This is a genomic window from Parasynechococcus sp. (genome assembly GCF_042954325.1).
In the GTDB taxonomy this organism is placed as follows: Bacteria; Cyanobacteriota; Cyanobacteriia; order PCC-6307; family Cyanobiaceae; genus Parasynechococcus.
In genome coordinates, this window is sequence record NZ_JBGKDS010000073.1 from 41,089 (window position 1) to 61,693 (window position 20,605).

The 20,605-nt window shown below is 60.9% G+C and carries 20 protein-coding genes, 1 tRNA gene and 1 pseudogene; 11 read left to right on the plus strand and 11 right to left on the minus strand.

Annotated elements, in window-relative coordinates:
* Nucleotide 1 precedes the first annotated feature (1 nt).
* Together ACGVKB_RS09815 and ACGVKB_RS09820 are read left to right on the plus strand one after the other, a co-directional pair.
* Entirely contained in the window at nucleotides 2-121 is a 120-nt protein-coding gene (locus ACGVKB_RS09815; protein WP_006042333.1) for a photosystem II reaction center protein I, read from the plus strand.
* A gap of 132 nt (nucleotides 122-253) precedes the next feature.
* Complete coding sequence (locus tag ACGVKB_RS09820) at nucleotides 254-3,034, plus strand: DUF3769 domain-containing protein (protein ID WP_392351579.1); 2,781 nt, start codon at nucleotides 254-256, stop codon at nucleotides 3,032-3,034.
* Nucleotides 3,035-3,046: 12 nt separating this feature from the next.
* Here ACGVKB_RS09820 and ACGVKB_RS09825 read toward each other — a convergent pair whose 3' ends face one another.
* From ACGVKB_RS09825 to ACGVKB_RS09855, 7 genes are all read right to left on the minus strand, one after another.
* Nucleotides 3,047-3,502: a pentapeptide repeat-containing protein gene (locus tag ACGVKB_RS09825; protein ID WP_392351559.1), complete on the minus strand. Its 456-nt coding sequence runs from the start codon at nucleotides 3,500-3,502 to the stop codon at nucleotides 3,047-3,049.
* Nucleotides 3,503-3,550: 48 nt separating this feature from the next.
* Complete coding sequence (locus tag ACGVKB_RS09830) at nucleotides 3,551-4,174, minus strand: 3-isopropylmalate dehydratase small subunit (protein ID WP_392351560.1); 624 nt, start codon at nucleotides 4,172-4,174, stop codon at nucleotides 3,551-3,553.
* Nucleotides 4,174-5,592, minus strand: coding sequence for a 3-isopropylmalate dehydratase large subunit (gene leuC, locus ACGVKB_RS09835; protein WP_392351561.1), 1,419 nt, complete (start codon nucleotides 5,590-5,592; stop codon nucleotides 4,174-4,176). Before leuC ends, ACGVKB_RS09830 begins: the two co-directional genes overlap by 1 nt.
* 26 nt (nucleotides 5,593-5,618) lie before the next feature.
* The gene (locus tag ACGVKB_RS09840) at nucleotides 5,619-6,875 is read right to left on the minus strand and encodes a competence/damage-inducible protein A (RefSeq protein ID WP_392351562.1); all 1,257 of its coding nucleotides are present in this window, start codon (nucleotides 6,873-6,875) and stop codon (nucleotides 5,619-5,621) included.
* On the minus strand, nucleotides 6,868-8,013 hold the full coding sequence (locus tag ACGVKB_RS09845; protein WP_392351563.1) for a glycosyltransferase family 4 protein: 1,146 nt from the start codon (nucleotides 8,011-8,013) through the stop codon (nucleotides 6,868-6,870). The genes ACGVKB_RS09840 and ACGVKB_RS09845 overlap by 8 nt, the downstream gene beginning before the upstream one ends.
* Nucleotides 8,014-8,101: 88 nt before the next feature.
* On the minus strand, nucleotides 8,102-9,391 hold the full coding sequence (gene glyA, locus ACGVKB_RS09850; RefSeq protein WP_392351564.1) for a serine hydroxymethyltransferase: 1,290 nt from the start codon (nucleotides 9,389-9,391) through the stop codon (nucleotides 8,102-8,104).
* 98 nt (nucleotides 9,392-9,489) lie between these two features.
* A tRNA-Arg gene (locus tag ACGVKB_RS09855) sits at nucleotides 9,490-9,563 on the minus strand.
* Nucleotides 9,564-9,652: 89 nt separating this feature from the next.
* On the opposite strand from ACGVKB_RS09855, the gene ACGVKB_RS09860 reads away from it, so the two are divergent.
* The 3 genes from ACGVKB_RS09860 to ACGVKB_RS09870 are packed head-to-tail and all read left to right on the plus strand — an operon-like array spanning nucleotide 9,653 to nucleotide 10,529.
* Nucleotides 9,653-9,913, plus strand: a complete 261-nt coding sequence (locus ACGVKB_RS09860) for a hypothetical protein (protein WP_392351565.1) — start codon at nucleotides 9,653-9,655, stop codon at nucleotides 9,911-9,913.
* A gap of 35 nt (nucleotides 9,914-9,948) precedes the next feature.
* Nucleotides 9,949-10,239 (plus strand): DUF3181 family protein, encoded by a 291-nt coding sequence (locus ACGVKB_RS09865; protein ID WP_392351566.1) that lies wholly within the window; start codon nucleotides 9,949-9,951, stop codon nucleotides 10,237-10,239.
* 26 nt (nucleotides 10,240-10,265) lie between these two features.
* Nucleotides 10,266-10,529: a cytochrome-c oxidase gene (locus ACGVKB_RS09870; RefSeq protein ID WP_392351567.1), complete on the plus strand. Its 264-nt coding sequence runs from the start codon at nucleotides 10,266-10,268 to the stop codon at nucleotides 10,527-10,529.
* Here the strand turns inward: ACGVKB_RS09870 and murJ are convergent.
* The gene (gene murJ / locus ACGVKB_RS09875) at nucleotides 10,516-12,123 is read right to left on the minus strand and encodes a murein biosynthesis integral membrane protein MurJ (protein WP_392351568.1); all 1,608 of its coding nucleotides are present in this window, start codon (nucleotides 12,121-12,123) and stop codon (nucleotides 10,516-10,518) included. The two genes, ACGVKB_RS09870 and murJ, sit on opposite strands and share 14 nt — an antisense overlap.
* Nucleotides 12,124-12,195: 72 nt before the next feature.
* On the opposite strand from murJ, the gene sfsA reads away from it, so the two are divergent.
* From sfsA to ACGVKB_RS09895, 4 genes are all read left to right on the plus strand, one after another.
* Nucleotides 12,196-12,957, plus strand: coding sequence for a DNA/RNA nuclease SfsA (gene sfsA, locus ACGVKB_RS09880; RefSeq protein WP_392351569.1), 762 nt, complete (start codon nucleotides 12,196-12,198; stop codon nucleotides 12,955-12,957).
* Nucleotides 12,958-13,091: 134 nt separating this feature from the next.
* Nucleotides 13,092-14,558: an ammonium transporter gene (locus ACGVKB_RS09885; RefSeq protein ID WP_392351570.1), complete on the plus strand. Its 1,467-nt coding sequence runs from the start codon at nucleotides 13,092-13,094 to the stop codon at nucleotides 14,556-14,558.
* Between the two features lie 105 nt (nucleotides 14,559-14,663).
* The gene (locus ACGVKB_RS09890) at nucleotides 14,664-15,863 is read left to right on the plus strand and encodes a 4-hydroxy-3-methylbut-2-enyl diphosphate reductase (RefSeq protein WP_392351571.1); all 1,200 of its coding nucleotides are present in this window, start codon (nucleotides 14,664-14,666) and stop codon (nucleotides 15,861-15,863) included.
* A 62-nt stretch (nucleotides 15,864-15,925) separates the two neighbouring features.
* Nucleotides 15,926-16,558, plus strand: coding sequence for a DUF1997 domain-containing protein (locus tag ACGVKB_RS09895; protein ID WP_392351572.1), 633 nt, complete (start codon nucleotides 15,926-15,928; stop codon nucleotides 16,556-16,558).
* Between the two features lie 100 nt (nucleotides 16,559-16,658).
* On the opposite strand, the gene ACGVKB_RS09900 is transcribed toward ACGVKB_RS09895, so the two are convergent.
* Nucleotides 16,659-17,117: a DUF4079 domain-containing protein gene (locus ACGVKB_RS09900; protein WP_392351573.1), complete on the minus strand. Its 459-nt coding sequence runs from the start codon at nucleotides 17,115-17,117 to the stop codon at nucleotides 16,659-16,661.
* 68 nt (nucleotides 17,118-17,185) lie between these two features.
* The gene (gene purH / locus ACGVKB_RS09905; protein ID WP_392351574.1) at nucleotides 17,186-18,748 is read right to left on the minus strand and encodes a bifunctional phosphoribosylaminoimidazolecarboxamide formyltransferase/IMP cyclohydrolase; all 1,563 of its coding nucleotides are present in this window, start codon (nucleotides 18,746-18,748) and stop codon (nucleotides 17,186-17,188) included.
* Between the two features lie 56 nt (nucleotides 18,749-18,804).
* Between purH and ACGVKB_RS09910 the strand changes: the two genes are divergently transcribed.
* Nucleotides 18,805-19,368 carry an alpha/beta hydrolase gene (locus ACGVKB_RS09910; protein ID WP_392351575.1) on the plus strand — a complete coding sequence of 188 codons (564 nt, stop codon included), beginning with the start codon at nucleotides 18,805-18,807 and terminating at the stop codon, nucleotides 19,366-19,368.
* Between the two features lie 20 nt (nucleotides 19,369-19,388).
* Here ACGVKB_RS09910 and ACGVKB_RS09915 read toward each other — a convergent pair whose 3' ends face one another.
* Nucleotides 19,389-19,757, minus strand: a complete 369-nt coding sequence (locus tag ACGVKB_RS09915; RefSeq protein ID WP_392351576.1) for a DUF3155 domain-containing protein — start codon at nucleotides 19,755-19,757, stop codon at nucleotides 19,389-19,391.
* 384 nt (nucleotides 19,758-20,141) lie between these two features.
* Here ACGVKB_RS09915 and ACGVKB_RS09920 point away from each other — a divergent pair.
* Nucleotides 20,142-20,605 (plus strand): annotated as a pseudogene (locus ACGVKB_RS09920) (sensor histidine kinase); the annotation flags it as partial.

The window sequence follows — 20,605 nt, forward strand, 5'->3', positions numbered from 1 at the left end:
CATGCTCGCCCTCAAGATCTCCGTTTATTCGGTCGTCTTCTTCTTCCTCGGCATCTTCGTGTTCGGCTTCCTGGCGAGCGACCCAAGCCGGACTCCCAGCCGGAAGGACCTGGAAGACTGAAATTTTCGTTCTGATCGGTCCGCGCCAGACACTGGTCTGCAGCCCGTCTGATCCGAAGCTGAGAAGTGTCAGGATCGCTCTCCCTGGCAGGACATTCCCGTGGCATCCCGGCTCTCTCACTGTCTGGCCGGGATGCTGGGTTCAGGCCTTGTCGTTGCTGTCCAGGGCAATGCCGTTGCTGCGGAGCAATCGGGAAACATCGCGTTTCCTCAGCAGCTGCAACTGACGGCTGATCGCCAATACCAAGACAGCCGAAATCAGGTCACCGTTGCCGAAGGCAATGTGCGGGCCCAACTCGGTTCCGCCGTGCTCCTGGCCGATCGAATCGAGTTCGACAGCGCATTTCGCACCTTTCACGCGACAGGTGGTGTCCGCCTGCAACGGTCGGGGCAATCCTTCCAAGCCTCGCGACTTCGTTACAACCTCGCACTCGATGAAGGGGTGCTGGAGGACGTCTACGGCGTGATCGACCTCGAAGGCATGGATGCCGAAGCCGTCGAGGAAACAGCGTCAGATGACCCTGCACCGGCAGCGATCCAACCAATGGCCTGCCCGCCATTGCTATCACCCCCTCCCGATTGGCAGCCCCATCCCTGGGCTGTGACCGCCTGGGGCGGCCAAATGATCGATGCAGCCTTTGGCGACACCTTCCTGTTCAACGGTCGGATGCGACCGGAAGCCGTCATGGGCGTCAGCCTGCAAAAACGGATCTTCCGTGCCGGCCCCCTGGCGATCGAAATGGAGGCCGATCTGTTCAGTCACATCGCCAAACAACAAGCGGGAGGCGAACACAATCAATCCCGGCCTTACGCCCAATTGCCGGCCCAGACATTCGGAGAGGGCATTCTTGGACTTGGAGCACGGGTTTGGCTTCAACCCTGGCTGAATGTGAGTTTTGTCGAAGGCATTAGTTACAACAGCAGTGTCAGCCTGTATGAGAAAACTTTCAGAGAAAATTATTCACAACTCCTCAATTATCTCGGCTTCGAAGTGGAAGCCGCCGTCTCACCTGACCTATCCCTTGTCGGCCGGATTCATCACCGATCCGGAGCCTTCGGCACATTCAATGGCGTCACGGAAGGCAGCAATGCTTACTTACTTGGGCTCCGCTATCGCTGGGGCCAAGACAGTGCTGAACCCACACCAGCCCTGATGCCCCCTCCCGAGGGTTGTGAGATCCCCCCCGGTGCCACCAGCATTCGCCCCTCATCGCTGGCTGAACGGCTGGAGTCCATCACCCTCGGCGATGGCGGCACCAGCCCTGTCCATGTCCATCCACCACAACCGGAATCAAAGCCCGAATCCGCACGACCTCCAGCGGAGCAGAAAGCGGAACGCGAGCGTCAAGTCGCAGCCATCGATCAACGCGTTGACGATGTCTCTTATCAAGGCGCATTCAGCATCGAACGTCGCAGTGGCATCCCGGTCCAACGGCTCAATTCCGATGTGCGTGATGAAAATCGCTTCGGTGTGGTCCAGGTTCCCCAGCTCAAACGCCTGGGCAAACGGCAACTGCTCAATGGCACGATCAGCCGTTGGCGGGTTCAAGCCTCACGCGTGACGTTTACAGCCGATGGCTGGCGTGCCGACCGCATGGGCTTCAGCAATGACCCTTTCACACCCGCACAGACACGCATTGATGCGGAAGATGTCGTGGCGCGGGAGCAGGACAACGGCGATCTGCTGATCTCTGCCCGTCGCAACCGTCTGATCGTCGAAGAAAGCCTGCCGATTCCCGTCACCCGGCGTCAATTAATTCAGAAGGAAGAAGAAGTCGACAATCGCTGGGTTGTCAGTGTGGACAACAAGGACCGAGACGGCCTGTTCGTTGGCAGAACCCTCAGGCCGTTGTCCCTTGGGGCGAACACGGAACTTGCGCTGGAACCGCAGTTCATGGTGCAACGCGCCATCGATGGAACAACGAATGCCGGCGATCTGTTTGGTCTCGACGCCAAATTGGGAGGCCGTTTTGGTGCCTACAAACTCGACGCCAAAGCAGAGATCGGAAGTTTCGATCCCGACAACCTGCTCGGGAACAGCCGCTTCTGGGGCACCTTTGGTCGGGACATCGACCTCGGCTCCCTGGGCACCGTTCGCGCCAACTTGTTTGCAGCGCACCGCTACAGAACCTGGAACGGATCGCTCGGTGAATCCAACATTCAGTCGGCCTACGGGGCCTATGCCGAACAACGCGGCGACTGGAAGCAAGGCCAGTCCAGCCACCGCTACCTGGTCCGAGGAGCCGTCGGGAACTACACGGCAGACCACCACCGCAAGGACCGTCTCGAAGAGGCTGGTCGCGCAACCCTGTTCGCCTCACTCACCAGCCGTTTCCCTCTCATCAGTGGAGAACCGGCAGAACTCACCCCACAAGCGGCATACCGCTACTCGCCCGAACCGATCATTCCCGGGCTCTCACTGAACACCAATATCAACAGCTCCATTGCCGCATACAGCACGGGAACCCACCAAAAGACCTTGAGCTTCAGCGGTGGACCGACCTTCACCCTCGGAACCTTCAGTCGCCCCTTTCTTGACTTCACCCAGGTTTCGATCATCGCCGGGGGCACCTTGCGGGGTGGAGCAAGCCCATTCGAATTTGATCGCGCGGTTGACCTCGGCACCCTTGGCTTCGGGATCACACAACAGATCGTGGGCCCTCTTCTGCTGAGCACCGGCGTCAACTTCAATGTGGACCCGGGATCCAGCCAATACGGCGAGATCATCAATTCCAATGTTGAACTGCGTTGGCAACGCCGCAGCTACGACCTGGGCGTCTACTTCAATCCCTACGAAGGGATCGGCGGCGTCCGTTTCCGCCTGAACGACTTTGATTTCAGTGGCCGTGGCGTGCCATTTGTTCCCTACGACCCGTTCCACGGGCAGACGCGCAACACCTCACTGCAGCGCTGAAGAGCACCCTGATCACTCCCCGCCGCCAATGATCAGATCACTGCCGGTGAGGTCGGCTCCGGCGTACCGAATGCCATCGGTCCGGACTCCAGGTGCATAGGCATTAATCACCACCGCATCACTGAGATCCGCGTCACGGAGATCCACATCCGTGAGTTCGGCATTGGTGAGATTCACCTCGCGCAGATCGCAGTCCTGCAACCGCGCACCCGACAGGTCAGCTCCTTCCAGATTGCTCCCTCGCAACCGCGCACCCCGCAGATCGGCTTCCCGTAGGTCAACACCGATCAAATGCATTCCGCTGAGGTCGAGTCCACGCAAATCACAACCGCGGCAGGCACGCTGATGCTCCAGCTGGGACCGGGCCTCTCGGTCAGCGCGCGGCAGCTCAAACGCAACAGCCTCCCCGGCTTGCAGCGGTAACACCACAGCCGCAAACCAGGGGACCAAAAGCAAAGCGCGACGCATGACGAAGCTCCCGATGTCTCTGTCATAGACACAGGAGACCCATCTCGCCTACGCCGATGCCCTGAATCCGTTCAGATACGGCAAGCGGTCGCGCAGAGCACTGAGCTCCGCATCGCGCGAGATCAGCTGAGAGGTGGCATCCCACCGCCCCGTGGTCAACATCTGGCGAGGCCCTTCAGCCAGGGCAACCGGCTGGGTGTCCTGAGCTGATGAGAGGGTCAGAGCCTCAAGATCGAGGGTCCATGGGCCCTCTGGTGCTGCGATCACCGTCTGCTGGAGCCGTTGGACGTCCTCAGGTGAGGCCGTCACGCAGGGAATCCCCAAGGCCAGGCAGTTGCCATAAAAGATCTCTGCAAAGCTGACGCCCACCACGGCACGAATCCCCCAGCGCATCAAGGCCTGCGGGGCATGCTCACGGCTGGAGCCGCAGCCGAAGTTGCCGTTCACAACAAGAATTGAGGCCCCCTGAAAAGCCGCCTGATCAAAGGGGTGGGCACCGTTCAGTTCAAGTCGATCATCGGCGAACACTTGATCACCGAGGGCCTCAAAACTGACGCACTTCAGAAATCGGGCCGGAATGATCCGATCGGTATCGATGTCTTCACCCTGAACAACCAGAGCACGGCCCTTGATCAGCTGAATCGAACCCGTCGGGAAACTGGAGGCAGGCATCAGGACGCGGCGTGGAGGGGCAGTTGGCGGACATCGGTGACGCGACCGTGGACGGCGGCCGCTGCCACCATCGCTGGACTCATCAGCAGGGTGCGACCCGTGGCTGATCCCTGGCGTCCCTTGAAATTCCGGTTGCTGGAACTAGCGCTGATCTGACGCCCCTCCAGTCGGTCCGGGTTCATCGCCAGGCACATCGAACAGCCGGGCTCACGCCATTCAAAGCCTGCATTCAAGAAGATTGTGTGCAGTCCTTCGGCTTCAGCAGCTTTCTGCACCTGCTCTGATCCCGGCACAACAAAGGCCTTGATCCCCTCGGCGACATGGCGACCACGGGCAATCGCCGCCGCCGCCTGCAGATCACTGAGCCGGCCATTGGTGCAGCTGCCGATGAAGCAGACATCAACGGGGACCCCATCAATCGGGCTGCCGGGCTGCAGGTCCATGTAGCGGTAAGCCTCTTCTGCGATCGGACGATCACCAGGATCCAAGGCATCCAGTGCAGGAACCGATTCGTCCACGCCGAGGCCCTGACCTGGGGTGATGCCCCAGGTCACCGTTGGAGCGATCGCCGCAGCGTCAAACACCACCTCGTCATCAAAGACAGCATCCTCCGTGGTGGCCAGGCTTCTCCACCAGGCAACGGCCCGCTCCCAGTCCTCTCCGGCCGGGCTGGAGGGACGTCCAGCCAGGTAGTCGAACGTGACCTGATCAGGATTGACATAACCGCAACGCGCCCCACCCTCGATCGCCATGTTGCAGAGGGTCATGCGTTCCTCCATCGACAGCGCCTCAATCGCCGCACCGGCGAATTCATAGGCAAAGCCGACGCCACCCTTCACGCCAAGGATGCGGATGATGTGAAGGATCAAATCCTTGGCGTACACACCGGCCGAGAGACGTCCATCCACACGAATCCGACGAACCTTGAGCTTGTTCATCGCCAAGCTTTGACTGGCGAGAACGTCACGCACCTGGCTGGTGCCGATGCCAAAGGCGATGGCACCGAAGGCGCCATGGGTGGAGGTATGGGAATCGCCGCAGGCCACCGTCATACCCGGCTGAGTCAGTCCGAGCTCAGGCGCAATCACGTGGACGATTCCCTGGCGCCCACTGCCGATGCCATTGAGCTCGATGCCGTACTCGGCACAGTTCCGCTCCAGGGTGCTGAGCATTTCTTCCGCCAGCGGATCCGCAAAGGGACGGGCCTGGGAGGTGGTGGGCACGATGTGATCCACCGTGGCAACCGTGCGCTCAGGACAGCGCACGGACAACCCCTTGTCCTTTAGGGCGGAGAAAGCCTGGGGGCTCGTGACCTCATGGATCAGATGCAGACCCACGAACAGTTGGGTGGACCCACCGGGCAATTCCGCCACCCGATGCAGGTCCCACACCTTGTCGTAGAGAGTGCCGGAACTCAAGCGCTCAGCTGCAGGGAGTGTTGACCCTACGTCCGGGCCAGCAACCGCAAGCGCAGACGATCCAGTGCGCGGATCACGCTGAGCTGCTGAATCGCAGCACGACCGCGGCGATCGCCGAACCGCTGCGCAGCGGCCTCGGTCCCGTCTGGGCCCGCCACGGCGAGATGCACGAGGCCCACCGGTTTCTCCGGCGACCCTCCATCGGGTCCGGCCACCCCACTGATGGCAATCCCCCAGTCGCAGACGAAACGCTCTCGAACAGCCTCGGCCATGGCGATGACCACAGGATCAGAAACAGCCCCATGGGCCTCCAGGGCCGCGACAGGAACCCCAAGAATCGAGGCTTTGATTCGGTTGCTGTAGGCGATCACACCACCGCCAAAAACATCGGAGGCACCGGGCACGGCCGTGAGCGCTGCGCCCAGCCCACCACCGGTACAGGATTCCGCCACAGCAACGGTTTCGCCGGCGGACCGCAACAACTCCAGCACCACGCCAGCCAGGCTGTCCCCATCAACGCCGTAACACTGCTGACCGGTACGACGACGGAGCTCCTGCTCCATCGGATCGAGAAGTGCCACAGCGGCCTCAGCATTGTCGGCGCGGGCCGTGACACGCAGGGTCACATCACCCAGAGCCGCATAGGGAGCCACGGTGGGATTGGGGCTGTCGATCAGATCGGCCACCTGCTCCGCCAGCGTTGATTCACCCACACCCGTGAAGCGCAGGACACGGCTGCGAAATGCACCACGACTGCCGCCGTTGTCCTGGAACCAGGGCGCTGCCGTGGCCTGCCACATGGCCTTCATTTCCGAGGGGACCCCTGGGAAGGTGAGGATCGTGAACCCGGGCCGCGGGGACCAGATCATGCCCGGGGCCGAGCCCACCGGATTAGGAAGAACGTCGGCACCGACAGGCAAGAGGGCTTGACGGCGATTGCTGGCCGCCACGGATCGCCCACCGGCGGACAAGCGGCGCTCGATCTCCTCCCAGAGTTCAGGCCGCTCCACCAAGGGCGTGTCAAAGGCCTCCGCCAACGCCTCCGTGGTGAGGTCGTCAGGTGTTGGGCCCAGTCCCCCCGTGGTCACGAGGAAGCGGCTGCGATCAGCCGCTTCCTGCACCGCTGCGATCAGACGCGACGTGTTGTCTCCGACAACCGTCTGGCGGTAATGGGGCAGACCGAGGGCCGCAAGCTCCTGCGCGATCCAGCGGGCATTGCCATTAAGGATGTCGCCGAGCAGCAGCTCCGTGCCAACGCAGAGAATCTCAACCCCTTCAGCCATGACGGTCGCCACAGGCCAAATCAGAGTTGGAGGACGATGGCGAGGGAATCGTCTGGTCGAGTGCGCGCTCCGTCTGGAGTTGACGTCGGCTGATCACGACGGTGGCGACGAGAATCGACGTCGCCAGACCCAACCAGAGGAAACGCATCTCCGCATTGGCCACCACGAGCGCCAGCGATGCGAGCCACTGGGTGAAGACGTAAATCAGCAGCACCGTTCGGCGATGGCTGAAGCCTGCTCGGAGCAAACGGTGATGCAGATGGCGGCGGTCGGGATAAAAGGGAGACCGCCCCGCCCGCAACCGCCCCATGATCACGGCGGACATGTCAGCGACAGGCAAAGACAGAATCAGCAGGGGCAACAGCAAGCTGACGGTGGTGAGCCCTTTGGCCGGCCCCACAATGCTGATGGCGGCCAGGGTGAAGCCAAGGAAATAGGACCCACCGTCGCCCATGAAGATCCGGGCGGGGTTGAAGTTGTGCCGCAGAAAACCAAGACAGCATCCGGCGAGTGCAGCCGCAAGAAAGCCTGCCGCGACTTGATGGAGTGAAAAGCTGACAGACACCAGGCCGATGGCAGCAATCCCTGCGACTCCTGCGGCGAGACCATCCAGACCATCCAGCCAATTGATGGCATTGGTGATGCCAACAAGCCAGATCACCGTTGCCAGCAGGCTGAGACTGTCCGGCAAGCTGATCGCTCCCGCTGAGCTGGTGAGCCAGGGCAGATCAATCGCACCAATGCGAACTCCCTGTGTCCAGATCACGGCCGAAACCGCCACCTGTCCCGCCAACCGAGGCCATGGCGACAAGGCAAACAGATCATCGGCCAGCCCGATCAAAAAGAAGCAGAGGGATCCGGCCAACGTGCTCCAGATCAGTTGATCGCGCTCAGGAGCCAGAACACCGAAGCCACCCATCGCCCATACCGTCGACAGCGCGGCTGCAAAGCCAACCACCATCGCGATCCCGCCGAGACGGACCATCGGCGTGCTGTGCTGCTTCCGGCCATCGGGCTGATCAAACAGACCCACCCGCAGTCCAAACCGACGGACGAGGGGCACCAAGCCCATGGTGATCCCGGAGGCCAGCAGACAGCTGACCACGGCCACAGCGACGGGGCTGTCAGCGACTGTCACGCAGACTCCTGGATCACAGAGAAACCCAGTGATGGGGTTAATTCGTCAATCCTAGGAAGCCCGCGGACGCCGATCCAGCACTCGACAATCAGACCAGGGCAGGTTGCTTGGACGCTGCATAGAGGGGAAAGCGCTTGCACAGGGCGGCGACCCGCTCCAGGCAACGTTGCTGGATGGCATCGTCCTCTGGATTCTGCAGACGATCAGCGATCACATCAGCCACCTCGCGGAAGGCCTCGACATCGAATCCACGCGTCGTGAGCGCTGCGGTGCCCAGACGCAGACCGCTGGTCACGAATGGAGATTCAGGATCAAAGGGAACGGTGTTCTTGTTGGCTGTGATGTGGACATCACTCACCAGCAGATCGGCAACCTTGCCGGTCATCCCGATCGAACGCAGATCCAACAGCACAACGTGGTTGTCGGTCCCGCCGCTGACGACATCAATGCCGCGGGCGATCAGGCGCTCCGCAAGGGCGGCGGCATTCGCGACAACCTGGTGGCTGTAGGCCTTGAAGGTCGGTTGCAAGGCTTCACCAAACGCCACCGCTTTCGCCGCAATCACATGTTCCAGCGGTCCTCCCTGACTGCCGGGGAACACAGCCTTATCAAATTTCTTGGCGAAGTCAGCATCACGGCAGAGGATCAGGCCACCACGGGGACCCCGCAGAGTTTTGTGGGTGGTGGTGGTGACCACGTCGCAGTGGGGGACTGGGCTGGGGTGAACACCGGCGGCGACCAGACCGGCGATGTGGGCCATATCCGCCATCAGGAACGCACCCACCTCATCGGCAATGGCGCGGAAGGCCTGGAAATCGATCGTGCGCGGGTAGGCCGAATAACCGCAGACAATCAGCTTCGGCTTGTGCTCCAGAGCCAACTGACGAATGGCCTCCATGTCGAGACGCTGGGTCTCGCGGTCCACGCCGTACTGGACCACGTTGAACCATTTGCCACTCACATTGACCGGCGAACCGTGGGTGAGGTGGCCTCCATGGGACAGGTCAAGGCCCATGATCGTGTCGCCGGGCTGGAGTAGAGCCAGGAAGACAGCGAAGTTGGCCTGCGCACCACTGTGGGGCTGCACGTTGGCCCAGGCCGCTCCGAACAACTCCTTGGCACGGGAGATCGCCAGGTCCTCGATGGCGTCAACGTGCTCACAGCCCCCGTAATAACGCTTGCTGGGAAGGCCCTCGGCATATTTGTTGGTCAGCACCGACCCCTGGGCCTGCATCACGGCCTGCGAGGTGAAGTTCTCGCTGGCAATCAGCTCCAGATGCGTCTCCTGTCGCTGACGCTCCTGCTCGATGTAACCGGCGATGACCGGATCCGCAGCCGCCAGGTCAGCATCGATTGCACGGTCGGAGTGCTGGCTCATGGAGTGGAGTGAACAACCTTGATTCGAATCGTAAGAAACGGCACCCGAGCCCTTCGGAACCAACCAAAAAAAAACTGCCCTGAAGGGCAGTTAACAAGCGCGCCTGGAGAGATTCGAACTCCCGACCCTCTGATCCGTAGTCAGATGCTCTAATCCGCTGAGCTACAAGCGCTGGCGTGGAACTATCAGACCTCATCGAGGGTCCACTCGTCAACCAGAGCACAGCCACGGCAGGATCAAGGTCACCTTCCTGAGCCCGCGATGCCGATCCGCTGGTATGGCCCTGCCGATCCCAATGACCCGACGTACCGGCATTTCGAACGGATCGTGAATCTCTGCCTCCACGGTGGAGTGTTTGCCGCCGTGAATAGCGGAGCCTGGTTTCTGCAACAAATGCGTCAGCCTCTGCCGGAGGGGACACTGCCCTGGATCACAGGGACATGGTTCAGCCTGCTGGCGATTCAGCTCGTGGTCGTGATTGCCCGCCGACCCAACACAGACGCCACTGAAACCAACGTCTGACGGCAGCATGGAGGGGTCGAATCCAGACCCGCGGCATGTCCTTGTCAGCACCTGACCTCAACGAGCTCGAAGCCGCACTCGCCGATCGGCTGTTCATTCAAATCAGCGGTTGGCATCTGTACCTGGGAGACGCTGACCTGGCTCGCGTTCTCGCGATCGAGTGCAGCGCCAGGATCGACCAGACCCCAGCGGTGGCCGCCCGTCAGGCGATCGAAGCGGTGAAAGTCAACGTGGCTGGTGGAGCCAGTCAATTGCCTCTCTCCCGACTGATGCCCCCGGCTCAACTCAGCGACCTCGAAGAGATTCTCGAGCCTTACTGCGGATAAGGTTTCCTCGCAACGCCACAGTTGGTGTGCTGATCATCGAAGTCACCAACGCCCGCGATGTCGTCCGTCAGCGGATCGGTCGCCTCGGCGAACGCCTGATCGGCCGCGTCGTGGACCCAGAGGCCCAGGTCGAAAAGGCACTCATCCAGGAATTGGAAACAGCGTTCCGTGAATTCGGCATCGAAGCGCGGATCGTCTCCGTCCAAGGGCCCCAACTGATTGGACGCCAGCGGATCGAACTGCCGATTCAGGTCCGTGAGGAGCGCGACGTGCGAGTCAACGACGCCTGACGCGTCGAAGCAAGGCATCACCGATCTGCTCCACCTCAGGGATCCGCAGCATGACGCCCATCCAGCCAAAGAGCACCAGGCCGATCACCCCAGAACCGACCACCTGAACCAGCAGACCGACGAGGCCAACCGGCCAGGTCACCCAATGGGAGATCCCCCAGCTGACCAGGCCAGACAACACTGCAGCGGCTGTCAATTTGGCGGCATCACCGGACCAGTCCGCCAAGGGGAGATCCTGCAAACGACGCTGCAACAGCAACAGCAGAGCGCCACAGGTCAGCGTGTTGATCGCGACCGTGGCCAACACCAGACCGGGTGCTCCGAAGTTGAGCGGCGACTGCGGCCCCCAGGGGGTCGGGCCGCCGACCAGCAGCCAATCAAACAGCACATTGAGGCCAATGCCGGCCACCGATAAACGGAACGGTGTGGTGCCATCGCCCAAGGCATAAAACACACGCACCAGAACATCTCGACCCAAATAGGCCGGCATGCCGAGGCCGTAGGCCATCAGCAATGCCGTCACCAGTTGTGACGCCTGGGCATCAAACGCTCCGCGTTCGTACACCAGGGCCACAATCGGCCCCCCCAAGGCAATGAACAGCACCCCGAGGGGCAGCATCGACGCCGTTGAGAGCATCATTCCCTGACGGATGCGGGCGATCAACTGAGGACGATCCGCGGGTGCCGTGAGCCGGGCGAAGGTCGGCAGCAGGGGCACCAACAAAGCATTGGAAATCAGACCCAATGGGGTCTGAATTAAGAGGTTGGCGTAGCCGAGACCTGCCGCGGCGCCAATGATCCCCGACGCGAAGAACAGATCGGTGAACACATTGATCTGCAGCATTCCCGAAGACAACGTGGCGGGCCCCATCACTCGCCACACCTCGCGAACGCCTGGATGCCGCCAGTCCCAAACCAGCTTGAAGCGCATCAGACCCTGACGCGCCAACGCCGGCAACTGAATCAACCACTGCAACAGCGCACCCACAAGGGTGGAAGCAGCGAGCACCACACCACCGGTCATCGCCGCCGCCGGCAGGGCAATTCCAGCGCCGAGCTGCCACCACAGCAGCCCGACACCAAGAACCAATGCCGCACTGGACATCAGCGGAGAAATGGCTGGAATCCAGAACTCATCGGCGGCATTGAGGGAGCCGAAACCCAACCCGATCAGTCCGGCCAGCAATGCCATCGGTGCCATCACCTGGAGCTGCACCACCGCAATTCGATGCAACTCCGGGGTCAATCCAGGACCAACAAGCGTGATCAACGGGTCCGCTGCAACCACCAGGAGGGCAGTCACCACAAGGAGAATGGCGCTGACACTGGTGTTGAGCGCCGAGAGGATATGGGCGCTCTCCTGGCGTGGCCGACGACTCAGCACACTCACCATGGCGCTGTGAAATGGACCGTTGATTCCGCCCAACAGAATCAGCAGGAAACCAGGCAGCACGTAGGCGTAGTTGTAGGCGTCATAGGCCGCACCCACCCCGAAGGCGGCCGCGATCACCAACTGCCGCACCAGACCGCCGAATTTGCTGAGCAATGTCCCCAGGGTGACCACCAGTGCGATGCCTTTCAGTGATCGCGCCATGGAGGAGTCGGTCGAGACCGACGCATTGTGAACGGGGTCAGCCGGCAGCATGGGCCCACCTCACCAAGCTCCATGACCGGCCTTCCGCCCCTGGGCACCCCCCTGATGGAGTTCGAGCCCCTCATCGATGGGGTGTTGCGCAAGCGCTACAAGCGATTTTTGGCCGATGTTGAATTGGCCGATGGCGAGATCGTGACAGCCCATTGCGCCAACACCGGCCCGATGACCGGCGTTCTGCACCCAGGAGGACGTGTCCGGCTGCGCTACGCCCCCTCTCCAAAACGCAAGCTGGCCTGGACCTGGGAGCAAGCGGACGTTCCGGGAGCCGATGGAACACCCTGTTGGGTTGGCGTGAACACCGGGCTGCCCAACCGATTGATCCGAGCCGCCATCGAAGCGGGCTGTCTGCAAGAACACCTCGGCCCAATCAGCACGATTCGGCCCGAGGTCGCCTACGGCGAAAACCGCCGCAGTCGCATCGACCTGCTGCTCACCCCAACGGAGGACAACCCCGATCAACGTCCGATTTACCTGGAGGTCAAAAACACCACCTGGAGCTCCGGAACAACGGCACTGTTCCCGGACACCGTGACGGAACGCGGCCAGAAGCATCTCATCGAGCTGATGGGCGTTCTGCCAGAGGCCCGTGGTGTTCTGGTGCCCTGCTTAAGCAGGGCTGACATGCTCGACTTCGCGCCGGGCGATGAGGCTGACCCGCGCTACGGACAGCTGTTCCGAGAAGCCAGACAGGCCGGGGTGGAGGTCATCCCCTGCTGCTTCGCCTTTGAAGCCGCACAGATCCGCTGGCAAGGAGTCCGCCCGGTCCGGGCCTGAACAGGGGCAATCCCGATTTTTGTATCAAGTGGAACATTGCCCCCCCTGCCCTAAGCGAGACCCTACGTGGGTGAAAGCCCTATGCAGAAAACGCATAGGTGGATTCTTTCGCCTTAGCAGTTACGCCGCTCCTTATGACCACTGCTGTTAGACAAATCTCACAACGAAGGCGATCGCGTCTTCAAGAAGCCAGCCTCCTTGAAGGCCCAATGCTTTTGCTGAAGAGCATCCGCGGCTTCAGTTCCCATCGCTCTTTGGCCTGGCTCGCCTGTGCCCCTGTGGCACTTCTCGGCCTCAGCGTCTTCACCTTGTCCGCCAAAGCTGAGGAACTCCCCGAGCTCACGGGTGCTTTTCTTGCGAACAACATGTGGCTGCTCGTCGCCACAATCCTGGTGATCTTCATGAACGCCGGCTTTGCCATGGTGGAAGCCGGCATGTGCCGTCAGAAAAACGCAGTCAATATCCTCGCCAAAAACCTGTTCGTCTTCGCCCTTGCGGTGACGTCCTATTGGTTCATTGGCTTCGGGATCATGTATTACGGCGATCCCATCATTCCCGGGGTCCTTTACTTCAAAGGTCTGTTCTTTGATCCCGCAGTGACCGCGGAGATGATCAGCGGTGCGGAATTGGTCCCATCCGTTGATTTTCTGTTCCAGGCCGCCTTTGCAGGAACCGCCGCCACGATCGTGTCGGGACTTGTTGCCGAGCGGATCAAATTCGGCGAGTTCGTGATCTTCGCCCTGGTGCTCACCGCATTCATCTATCCGGTGGCCGGCAGCTGGAAATGGAACGGCGGTTGGCTCGATCAGATGGGCTTCATCGATTTCGCTGGCTCCTCGATCGTTCACTCCGTTGGTGCCTGGGCCGGATTGGTGGGTGCTGCACTGCTTGGGCCTCGCATCGGCAAATACGTCGGCGGAAAGCCTCAGGCAATGCCCGGCCACAACATGTCGATTGCCACGCTGGGTGCACTGATCCTCTGGATCGGCTGGTACGGCTTCAACCCCGGCTCCCAGCTGGCCATGGACCAATGGGTCCCCTACGTGGCAGTCACCACAACCATGGGTGCAGCCGGCGGCGCCATTGGTGCCACGGTGACGTCCACCATCACCTCCAAAAAGCCCGATCTCACGATGATCATCAACGGCATTCTGGCTGGCCTGGTGAGTGTGACCGCTGGTTGTGGTGAGTTGACCTTTGCCGGCGCTTGGGTCGCAGGCCTGATCGGCGGCATCATCGTCGTCTTCTCGGTCGCTGCCCTTGATGCCGCTGGCATCGATGACCCCGTCGGAGCCTTCTCCGTTCACGGCGTCTGCGGCGTCTGGGGAACCGTGGTGATCGGTCTCTGGGGCTTCAACATCCAGGGTGACGGTGCTCCCCTCGGCCTTTTGGTCGGCGGTGGCATCAACCAGCTCGGCGTCCAGGCCCTTGGCACTGCCGCCTATGCCATCTGGACCCTAGTGACTTGCTTCATCGCTTGGAAAGTGATCGGTGCCATCTTTGGCGGCATCCGCGTCACCGAGCAGGAAGAGAACGACGGTCTGGACATTGGTGAGCACGGCATGGAGGCTTACTCCGGCTTCGCAACCACCAACAACTGAACGTCCTCTTTGTTCGTTCAACAGGCCCGACCGTGACGGTCGGGCTTTTTTTTGGCCTCCGGTGCAACGGAGGCCCCATAGAGTCAACCCACACCGGTGCACACCATGGACACCCACGCCTTCAAGCGCTCCCTGCATCACTCCGAGCGCTACAACCGGCGTGGCTTCGGACGGGCGGAAGAAGTTGCTGAGAGCCTCGAGCAGGCCTACCAAAGCGGCTTAATCGGCACAATCCGGGACAACGGCTACAAACTCAGCCACGGCAGGCTCAACGTGCGGCTTGCCGAAGCCTTCGGCTTTTGCTGGGGCGTGGAACGCGCTGTGGCCATGGCCTATGAGACACGGCGCCACTATCCGAACGAACGGCTGTGGATCACCAATGAGATCATCCACAACCCATCGGTGAACGACCATCTGCGCGAGATGGATGTTCAATTCATCCCGGTGGACAACGGCGTCAAGGACTTCTCCGGTGTGACCTCCGGTGATGTCGTGATTCTGCCGGCCTTCGGCGCCACCGTTCAGGAGATGCAACTCCTCAACGAACGGGGCTGCCACATCGTGGACACCACCTGTCCATGGGTCTCCAAGGTCTGGACAACGGTCGAGAAACACAAGAAGCACACCTTCACCTCGATCATCCACGGCAAGGTCAAACACGAAGAAACCCTGGCGACAAGCTCTTTCGCCGGCACTTATCTCGTGGTTCTTGATCTGGAGGAAGCTCAACTGGTCGCTGACTACATCCTCGGCAAAGGCGATAGCGCCAGCTTCATGCAGCGCTTCGCCAACGCCTGCTCACCAGGATTTGATCCCGACCGTGACCTGAAGCGCCTTGGTGTCGCCAACCAGACCACGATGCTCAAAAGCGAGACCGAGGAGATCGGGCGGCTCTTCGAGCGGACGATGCTCAGCAAGTACGGCCCAACGCAACTCAACGAGCATTTTCTGGCGTTCAACACCATCTGTGATGCAACCCAGGAACGCCAAGACGCCATGTTCTCCCTGGTCGACGAACCGTTGGATCTGCTGGTCGTGATTGGGGGTTACAACTCCTCCAACACCACGCACCTGCAGGAAATTGCGATCAGTCGTGGCATTCGCTCCTTCCACATCGACACCCCCGATCGCCTGGATAGCGAGACCAACTCGATCGAGCACAAGCCACTGGGTGATGAACTCACAACAGAAACTGCGTTCCTGCCAGCGGGGCCGGTCACCGTTGGCATCACCTCCGGAGCCTCGACACCGGATCGCGCTGTTGAGGAAGTGATTGAAAAACTGATGCGCCTCAGTGAATCCTGAGGGCACCCAGGCCTTTACATTGATTCATCTTTAAACGGTCACCGATCGTCAGCCCTTCCTCCGTGCTGCTTTTGTCGCGACTCGATACCGACAACCTGCGCAGTGGGACCGATCCCCAGGTCCGCTGCTACCGCAGCCAGTTCGCTGACAGGATGGAAATGCTGGCCCCTGCTGAGCAGGTGTCCCGCTATCTGGACCGCCATGAATGCTGGTTCCAGTCCTGTGCCACCCCGATGCAGGTTCATGCCCTGGATCCGCAGTCCTATGCACTGACTCTGGGTCGATTCGGTAATTTCGGATTTGACGTCGAACCGACGATTGCTCTGAGGCTGCTCCCCCAGGAAGAGCGGGTCTACCGGATCGAAACGCTGCCGCTTCCGGCCAATGGCAGCGAACTTCAGGATCTCTACGACGTCGACTTCAAAGCACGCATGGAGCTGAAGCCCTGGCATCAGCTCGACCCTGACACCACCCAGGATGCCACTGCGGTGAGTTGGGATCTGGACCTCTCGGTCTGGATCCGACTGCCAAGGGTGATCACGATGCTGCCCGAACAATTGGTGCAATCCAGTGGAGATCACCTGCTCAAACAGATCGTTCGGCAGATCTCCCGTCGGCTGACCTGGAAAGTCCAGGAAGACTTCCATGCCTCCCATGGCTTGAACTGCCCACCGCGGAAACGGGCGGCGTTCTAAGGCTCTAGACGCGCGTTGCAAAACAAAACCCCAGAGATCCGCCATCGAAGTGGCAGCGGATGTCTGGGGGAAACGAGGGCAAAAAACCGCTCGAGATCAGTCAGCGATTGGTCCAGATCTTGTTGACGATTTCCATGCCGCTGACGACCTGCCAAAGGAACAGCGTGAGCATGCCCATGTTGAGGCCAACATGAAGCTTGCGGGCGATCAAATTGCCGCGCTGCATTAAGGGGGACAACGCTGCCGCGGTCGCAATCATGCCGGTCATGGCCAGTCCAACCAGCAGGTGGGGACCCACGAACAGCTTGCCGTTGTTGAGGTAGGTCACAGCCATGCCACCCAGGGTGCCCATGGTCATGACCGCAAGAACCAAACTGCCCCAGAGGTAGTGACGCTGGGCGAACTTGCCGGGGACCAGAGCCTTGCGCTGTTCGGGAGTCCCGGTCCGCGTCTTTTTGGCTTTGATCCCCAGATACAGCGCCCAGCCTCCGGCGGCCAGCAGCGACCACTCCATCAGTGGGTGAACGAAATTCAGACTGAACGGCAACGTCGCCAGCATGGATCAGTGAAGGCTGTCCGGCGAGGCTAGTGCTCGATGGGACAGCACGGAACGAGGCCGAGACGAGCTCAGTGCAGGAAGTGACGCCGACCGGTGAGCAACATCGCCAGGCCGAGCTCATCGCAAGCCTTGATGGAATCGCCGTCTCGCATGCTTCCACCGGGATGAATGACCGCGGAGATGCCGTAACTCGCGGCCAAACGCACGGTGTCATCAAACGGAAAGAAACCGTCACTCGCGAGCACGGCACCCTTGACCTGGTCACCGGCGGCTTCGAGAGCCAGACGGGCGGAACCGACCCGATTCATCTGCCCGGCACCGACTCCCAAACTTTGACCATTCCTCGCCACCACGATGGCGTTGGAACGAACATGACGGACGAGACGCCACGCAAATTCCAAATCGTCTTTCTCCTGGGCACTGGGCGGGCGCTGGCTGGCCACGGTCCACTCCGCCGGCGTGATCACCTGATCATCCAGATCCTGCACCAAAAGACCGCCGAGAATGCTGCGGACATGGTCTGGACCAGCGGCATCAATCGCCTGAGGCGACAGCTCCAGAAGACGAAGGTTGGCCTTCGCCGCCAGGATCTCGCGGGCTTCGGAGCTGAAACCAGGGGCAACAACACACTCAAGGAACAGGCTGGTGAGCTCGCGCGCAGCAGCAGCCTCCACTTCACCATTGATCGCAACAATGCCCCCAAAGGCACTCACGCGATCCGCATCCAGCGCGCGCGTCAGTGCAGCGGACACACCGGAGCCAATCGCCACGCCACACGGATTGGTGTGCTTGACCACCACCGCTGCCGGCTGAACCGCTGGGGCTGAGCCACCACTGCCATAACCGAATTCACGGACGGTGGCCAGTGCAGCCTCAAGGTCAAGGAGGTTATTCGTGCTGAGTTCCTTGCCCTGCAACTGAATGGCTCCACCCCACCCCTGTTTGGGATGACTAAACCAACCCGCCTTCTGATGGGGGTTTTCCCCGTAACGCAAGGTCTGACGAAGAGGGATGGCATCCAGCCAGGGGCCGGCTGGCACCTCGACCGTCTGCGCCATCCAGCGACTGATCGCCGCGTCATAGGCCGCGGTGTGCTGGAAGGCTTCCAGCGCCAATTGCCTGCGCAGCTCAGCGGGAACCCGCCCTGAGGCCTCCGCCATCGCGGCCAGAACACGCTCGTATTGATCCGGGCCAGTCAGAACCGCCACATCAGCATGGTTCTTAGCCGCAGCCCGAACCATCGTTGGGCCACCAATATCGATGTTCTCAATCGCCTTGTCCCAGGTGACATCGGGTTGGGCCACGGTCTCCCGGAAGGGATAAAGATTCACCACCACCACATCGATGGGCTCAATCCCTTGATCCTGCAGATCAGCCTGATGGGCCGGATCGCTGCGTTTCGCGAGAATGCCCCCATGCACCCGTGGGTGAAGGGTCTTCACCCGTCCGCCAAGAATCTCAGGAGCTCCTGTGTGCTCCGAGACACGGGTGACCGGCAATCCAGCCTCCTGCAGGACCTTCGCTGTTCCTCCGCTGGACAGAAGGGTGTAGCCATGGGTCCGATGCAGGGCCTCTGCCAAGGGCACGAGCCCGGTCTTATCGGAAACACTCAGCAGTGCAACAGGAGCCATCGAATCGACGTGACTTGATCCTGAGCCAACCTACGCAGCAGTGATGGACACCTCGGATGACAGACCGCCTGGTCCTGCTGCATGGCTGGGGAGCCACACACGACGACCTGATCCCCCTCGGCGAGCTCCTCGCCCAATCCCATGGCCAAGAGCTGGAGGTGATCAGCCTTGAGGCACCGGAGCAGCACCCTTCCGGCTTCGGACGTCAGTGGTATGGACTGTTTCCACCGGATTGGCAGGCCGTCCCCAGCGCCGTCACGGCGTTGCGCGCACGGATTGAACAACTCATCACCGAAGACTGCCCCCTGGAACGCACCGTTCTGCTGGGGTTTTCACAAGGTGGAGCGATGGCACTTGATGCGGGATGTCAGCTGCCATTCGCAGCCGTCATCTCATGCAGTGGATACCCGCACCCCCAGTGGACCCCCCCGGGGAGCCACGCGCCGGTTCTGCTTCTGCATGGCGCCGATGACGATGTAGTGCCCGTCGACGCCGTCGAGGAGATCTGGGGACGACTCCAACCGGACCGCCGGAGGAGACGCGTTGTCGCCGGCGGACACACGATTCACGATGAAGCGATCGATGCCATCAGAGAGATGCTTCGCGAGCATCTCAACTGATGGCATCGACAATCACCAACTCAAACAAACGCGTATTCGTACTCTTCCATCTCTTCCCAATCGTCGGCACCGAGATCAAGCCCTTCGAAGAGGGTGTCCTCTCCAATGGAATCGACAATGGTTCTCAGCGAAGGGAACAAAAAGTGGTTCTCCTCGGCGTACTGCGCACTGAACAATCCCTTTTCACCCCAGAAAAAGCGATCAGTGGTGTGCTCGTTACGACGCACATGCAGCAGAGCAGGGGGGACAAGTCCTCCTTCTGCGATGTATCGACGGGCGGCCGTGACCGGCTTGTACTCGCCGGTTTCAAGGTGATGGGTCGGGACATGAGCCAAAACACGCTGCCCAGCAAGGCGCCGGCGGCTGATCCTCTTGCGTTTCTTGGACATGGAGATTCCTGAGCGGATTAATTACAGAGAAAACGGAGCAGAACAAAACCCGCAGCTGGGTCTCCCCAAGCCACTGAATCACCTGTTCTGGAGACGAAAAAACGTCGGTGGACCGGGTCACGCGAGGGCTGCGGCCATGCCGCGTCCATCGACAAAACTCCAGGGATTCAGCACAGCTGAAAGCAGAAAGGTCGAAAGAGCATCAACCTCTGCTGTAACTTTGGTCGCCAGGAAAAAGCAACCCTTGCTGAAATCTGGAGGGCTTCCATCTGGGGAAGGAGGCGCCTCGGTCGATCATCAGATCTTAAGACTTTTCCCAGATTTTTCAAGGCCCTCTGGTCTCAGAGGTGCCAAACCGCTCGATTTGTCTGTTCAGCACAAACCATGGAACTGACGCATCGGTTTCTCGGTTTTGTCGACGCACAGCTCAGCGGCTGCTCGGACATCGCTGGACTGGAGCACATCGGGCTCTACCTCAGCCGACCGGACGAGCAACAACGACCCACCCTGGAACTGGTCAGTCAATGGCCGACGGGAGCCCGCCAGCTTCCACCCGCCGAAGGCGATGCCGACCTGCGTCGGAGTTCTGACCAGCGCCGTTGGTTCCCACTCCAGGACGGCAACACGATCGTGGGCGCCCTGCGGGTTGATCTCAGAAGCAGCGATGACTGGAGCCCCGGCCTGGAGCAGCGGCTGAAACAGCTCGCCGTCGCCCTCGCCCATGCAGCCGTCCTCGACCTGGAGACGCTCCGATTGAGCCAGGAACTGATCCAGCAACAGGATCAGTTACGGACTCTGTTGCATCAGCTGCGCAACCCCCTCTCGGCGCTGCGGACCTATGCCCAACT

Bases quoted from the DNA above. Each gene is read 5' to 3' on its own strand.
- ACGVKB_RS09840 (WP_392351562.1), bottom strand. From the start codon at position 6,875: ATGGCTGAAGGGGTTGAGATTCTCTGCGTTGGCACGGAGCTGCTGCTC.
- ACGVKB_RS09825 (WP_392351559.1), bottom strand. From the start codon at position 3,502: ATGCGTCGCGCTTTGCTTTTGGTCCCCTGGTTTGCGGCTGTGGTGTTA.
- ACGVKB_RS09885 (WP_392351570.1), top strand. From the start codon at position 13,092: ATGACCACTGCTGTTAGACAAATCTCACAACGAAGGCGATCGCGTCTT.
- sfsA (WP_392351569.1), top strand. From the start codon at position 12,196: ATGACCGGCCTTCCGCCCCTGGGCACCCCCCTGATGGAGTTCGAGCCC.
- glyA (WP_392351564.1), bottom strand. From the start codon at position 9,391: ATGAGCCAGCACTCCGACCGTGCAATCGATGCTGACCTGGCGGCTGCG.
- ACGVKB_RS09860 (WP_392351565.1), top strand. From the start codon at position 9,653: ATGCCGATCCGCTGGTATGGCCCTGCCGATCCCAATGACCCGACGTAC.
- ACGVKB_RS09865 (WP_392351566.1), top strand. From the start codon at position 9,949: ATGTCCTTGTCAGCACCTGACCTCAACGAGCTCGAAGCCGCACTCGCC.
- ACGVKB_RS09910 (WP_392351575.1), top strand. From the start codon at position 18,805: ATGACAGACCGCCTGGTCCTGCTGCATGGCTGGGGAGCCACACACGAC.
- ACGVKB_RS09915 (WP_392351576.1), bottom strand. From the start codon at position 19,757: ATGTCCAAGAAACGCAAGAGGATCAGCCGCCGGCGCCTTGCTGGGCAG.
- ACGVKB_RS09890 (WP_392351571.1), top strand. From the start codon at position 14,664: ATGGACACCCACGCCTTCAAGCGCTCCCTGCATCACTCCGAGCGCTAC.
- ACGVKB_RS09830 (WP_392351560.1), bottom strand. From the start codon at position 4,174: ATGCCTGCCTCCAGTTTCCCGACGGGTTCGATTCAGCTGATCAAGGGC.
- ACGVKB_RS09900 (WP_392351573.1), bottom strand. From the start codon at position 17,117: ATGCTGGCGACGTTGCCGTTCAGTCTGAATTTCGTTCACCCACTGATG.
- ACGVKB_RS09815 (WP_006042333.1), top strand. From the start codon at position 2: ATGCTCGCCCTCAAGATCTCCGTTTATTCGGTCGTCTTCTTCTTCCTC.
- purH (WP_392351574.1), bottom strand. From the start codon at position 18,748: ATGGCTCCTGTTGCACTGCTGAGTGTTTCCGATAAGACCGGGCTCGTG.
- ACGVKB_RS09820 (WP_392351579.1), top strand. From the start codon at position 254: ATGCTGGGTTCAGGCCTTGTCGTTGCTGTCCAGGGCAATGCCGTTGCT.
- murJ (WP_392351568.1), bottom strand. From the start codon at position 12,123: ATGGCGCGATCACTGAAAGGCATCGCACTGGTGGTCACCCTGGGGACA.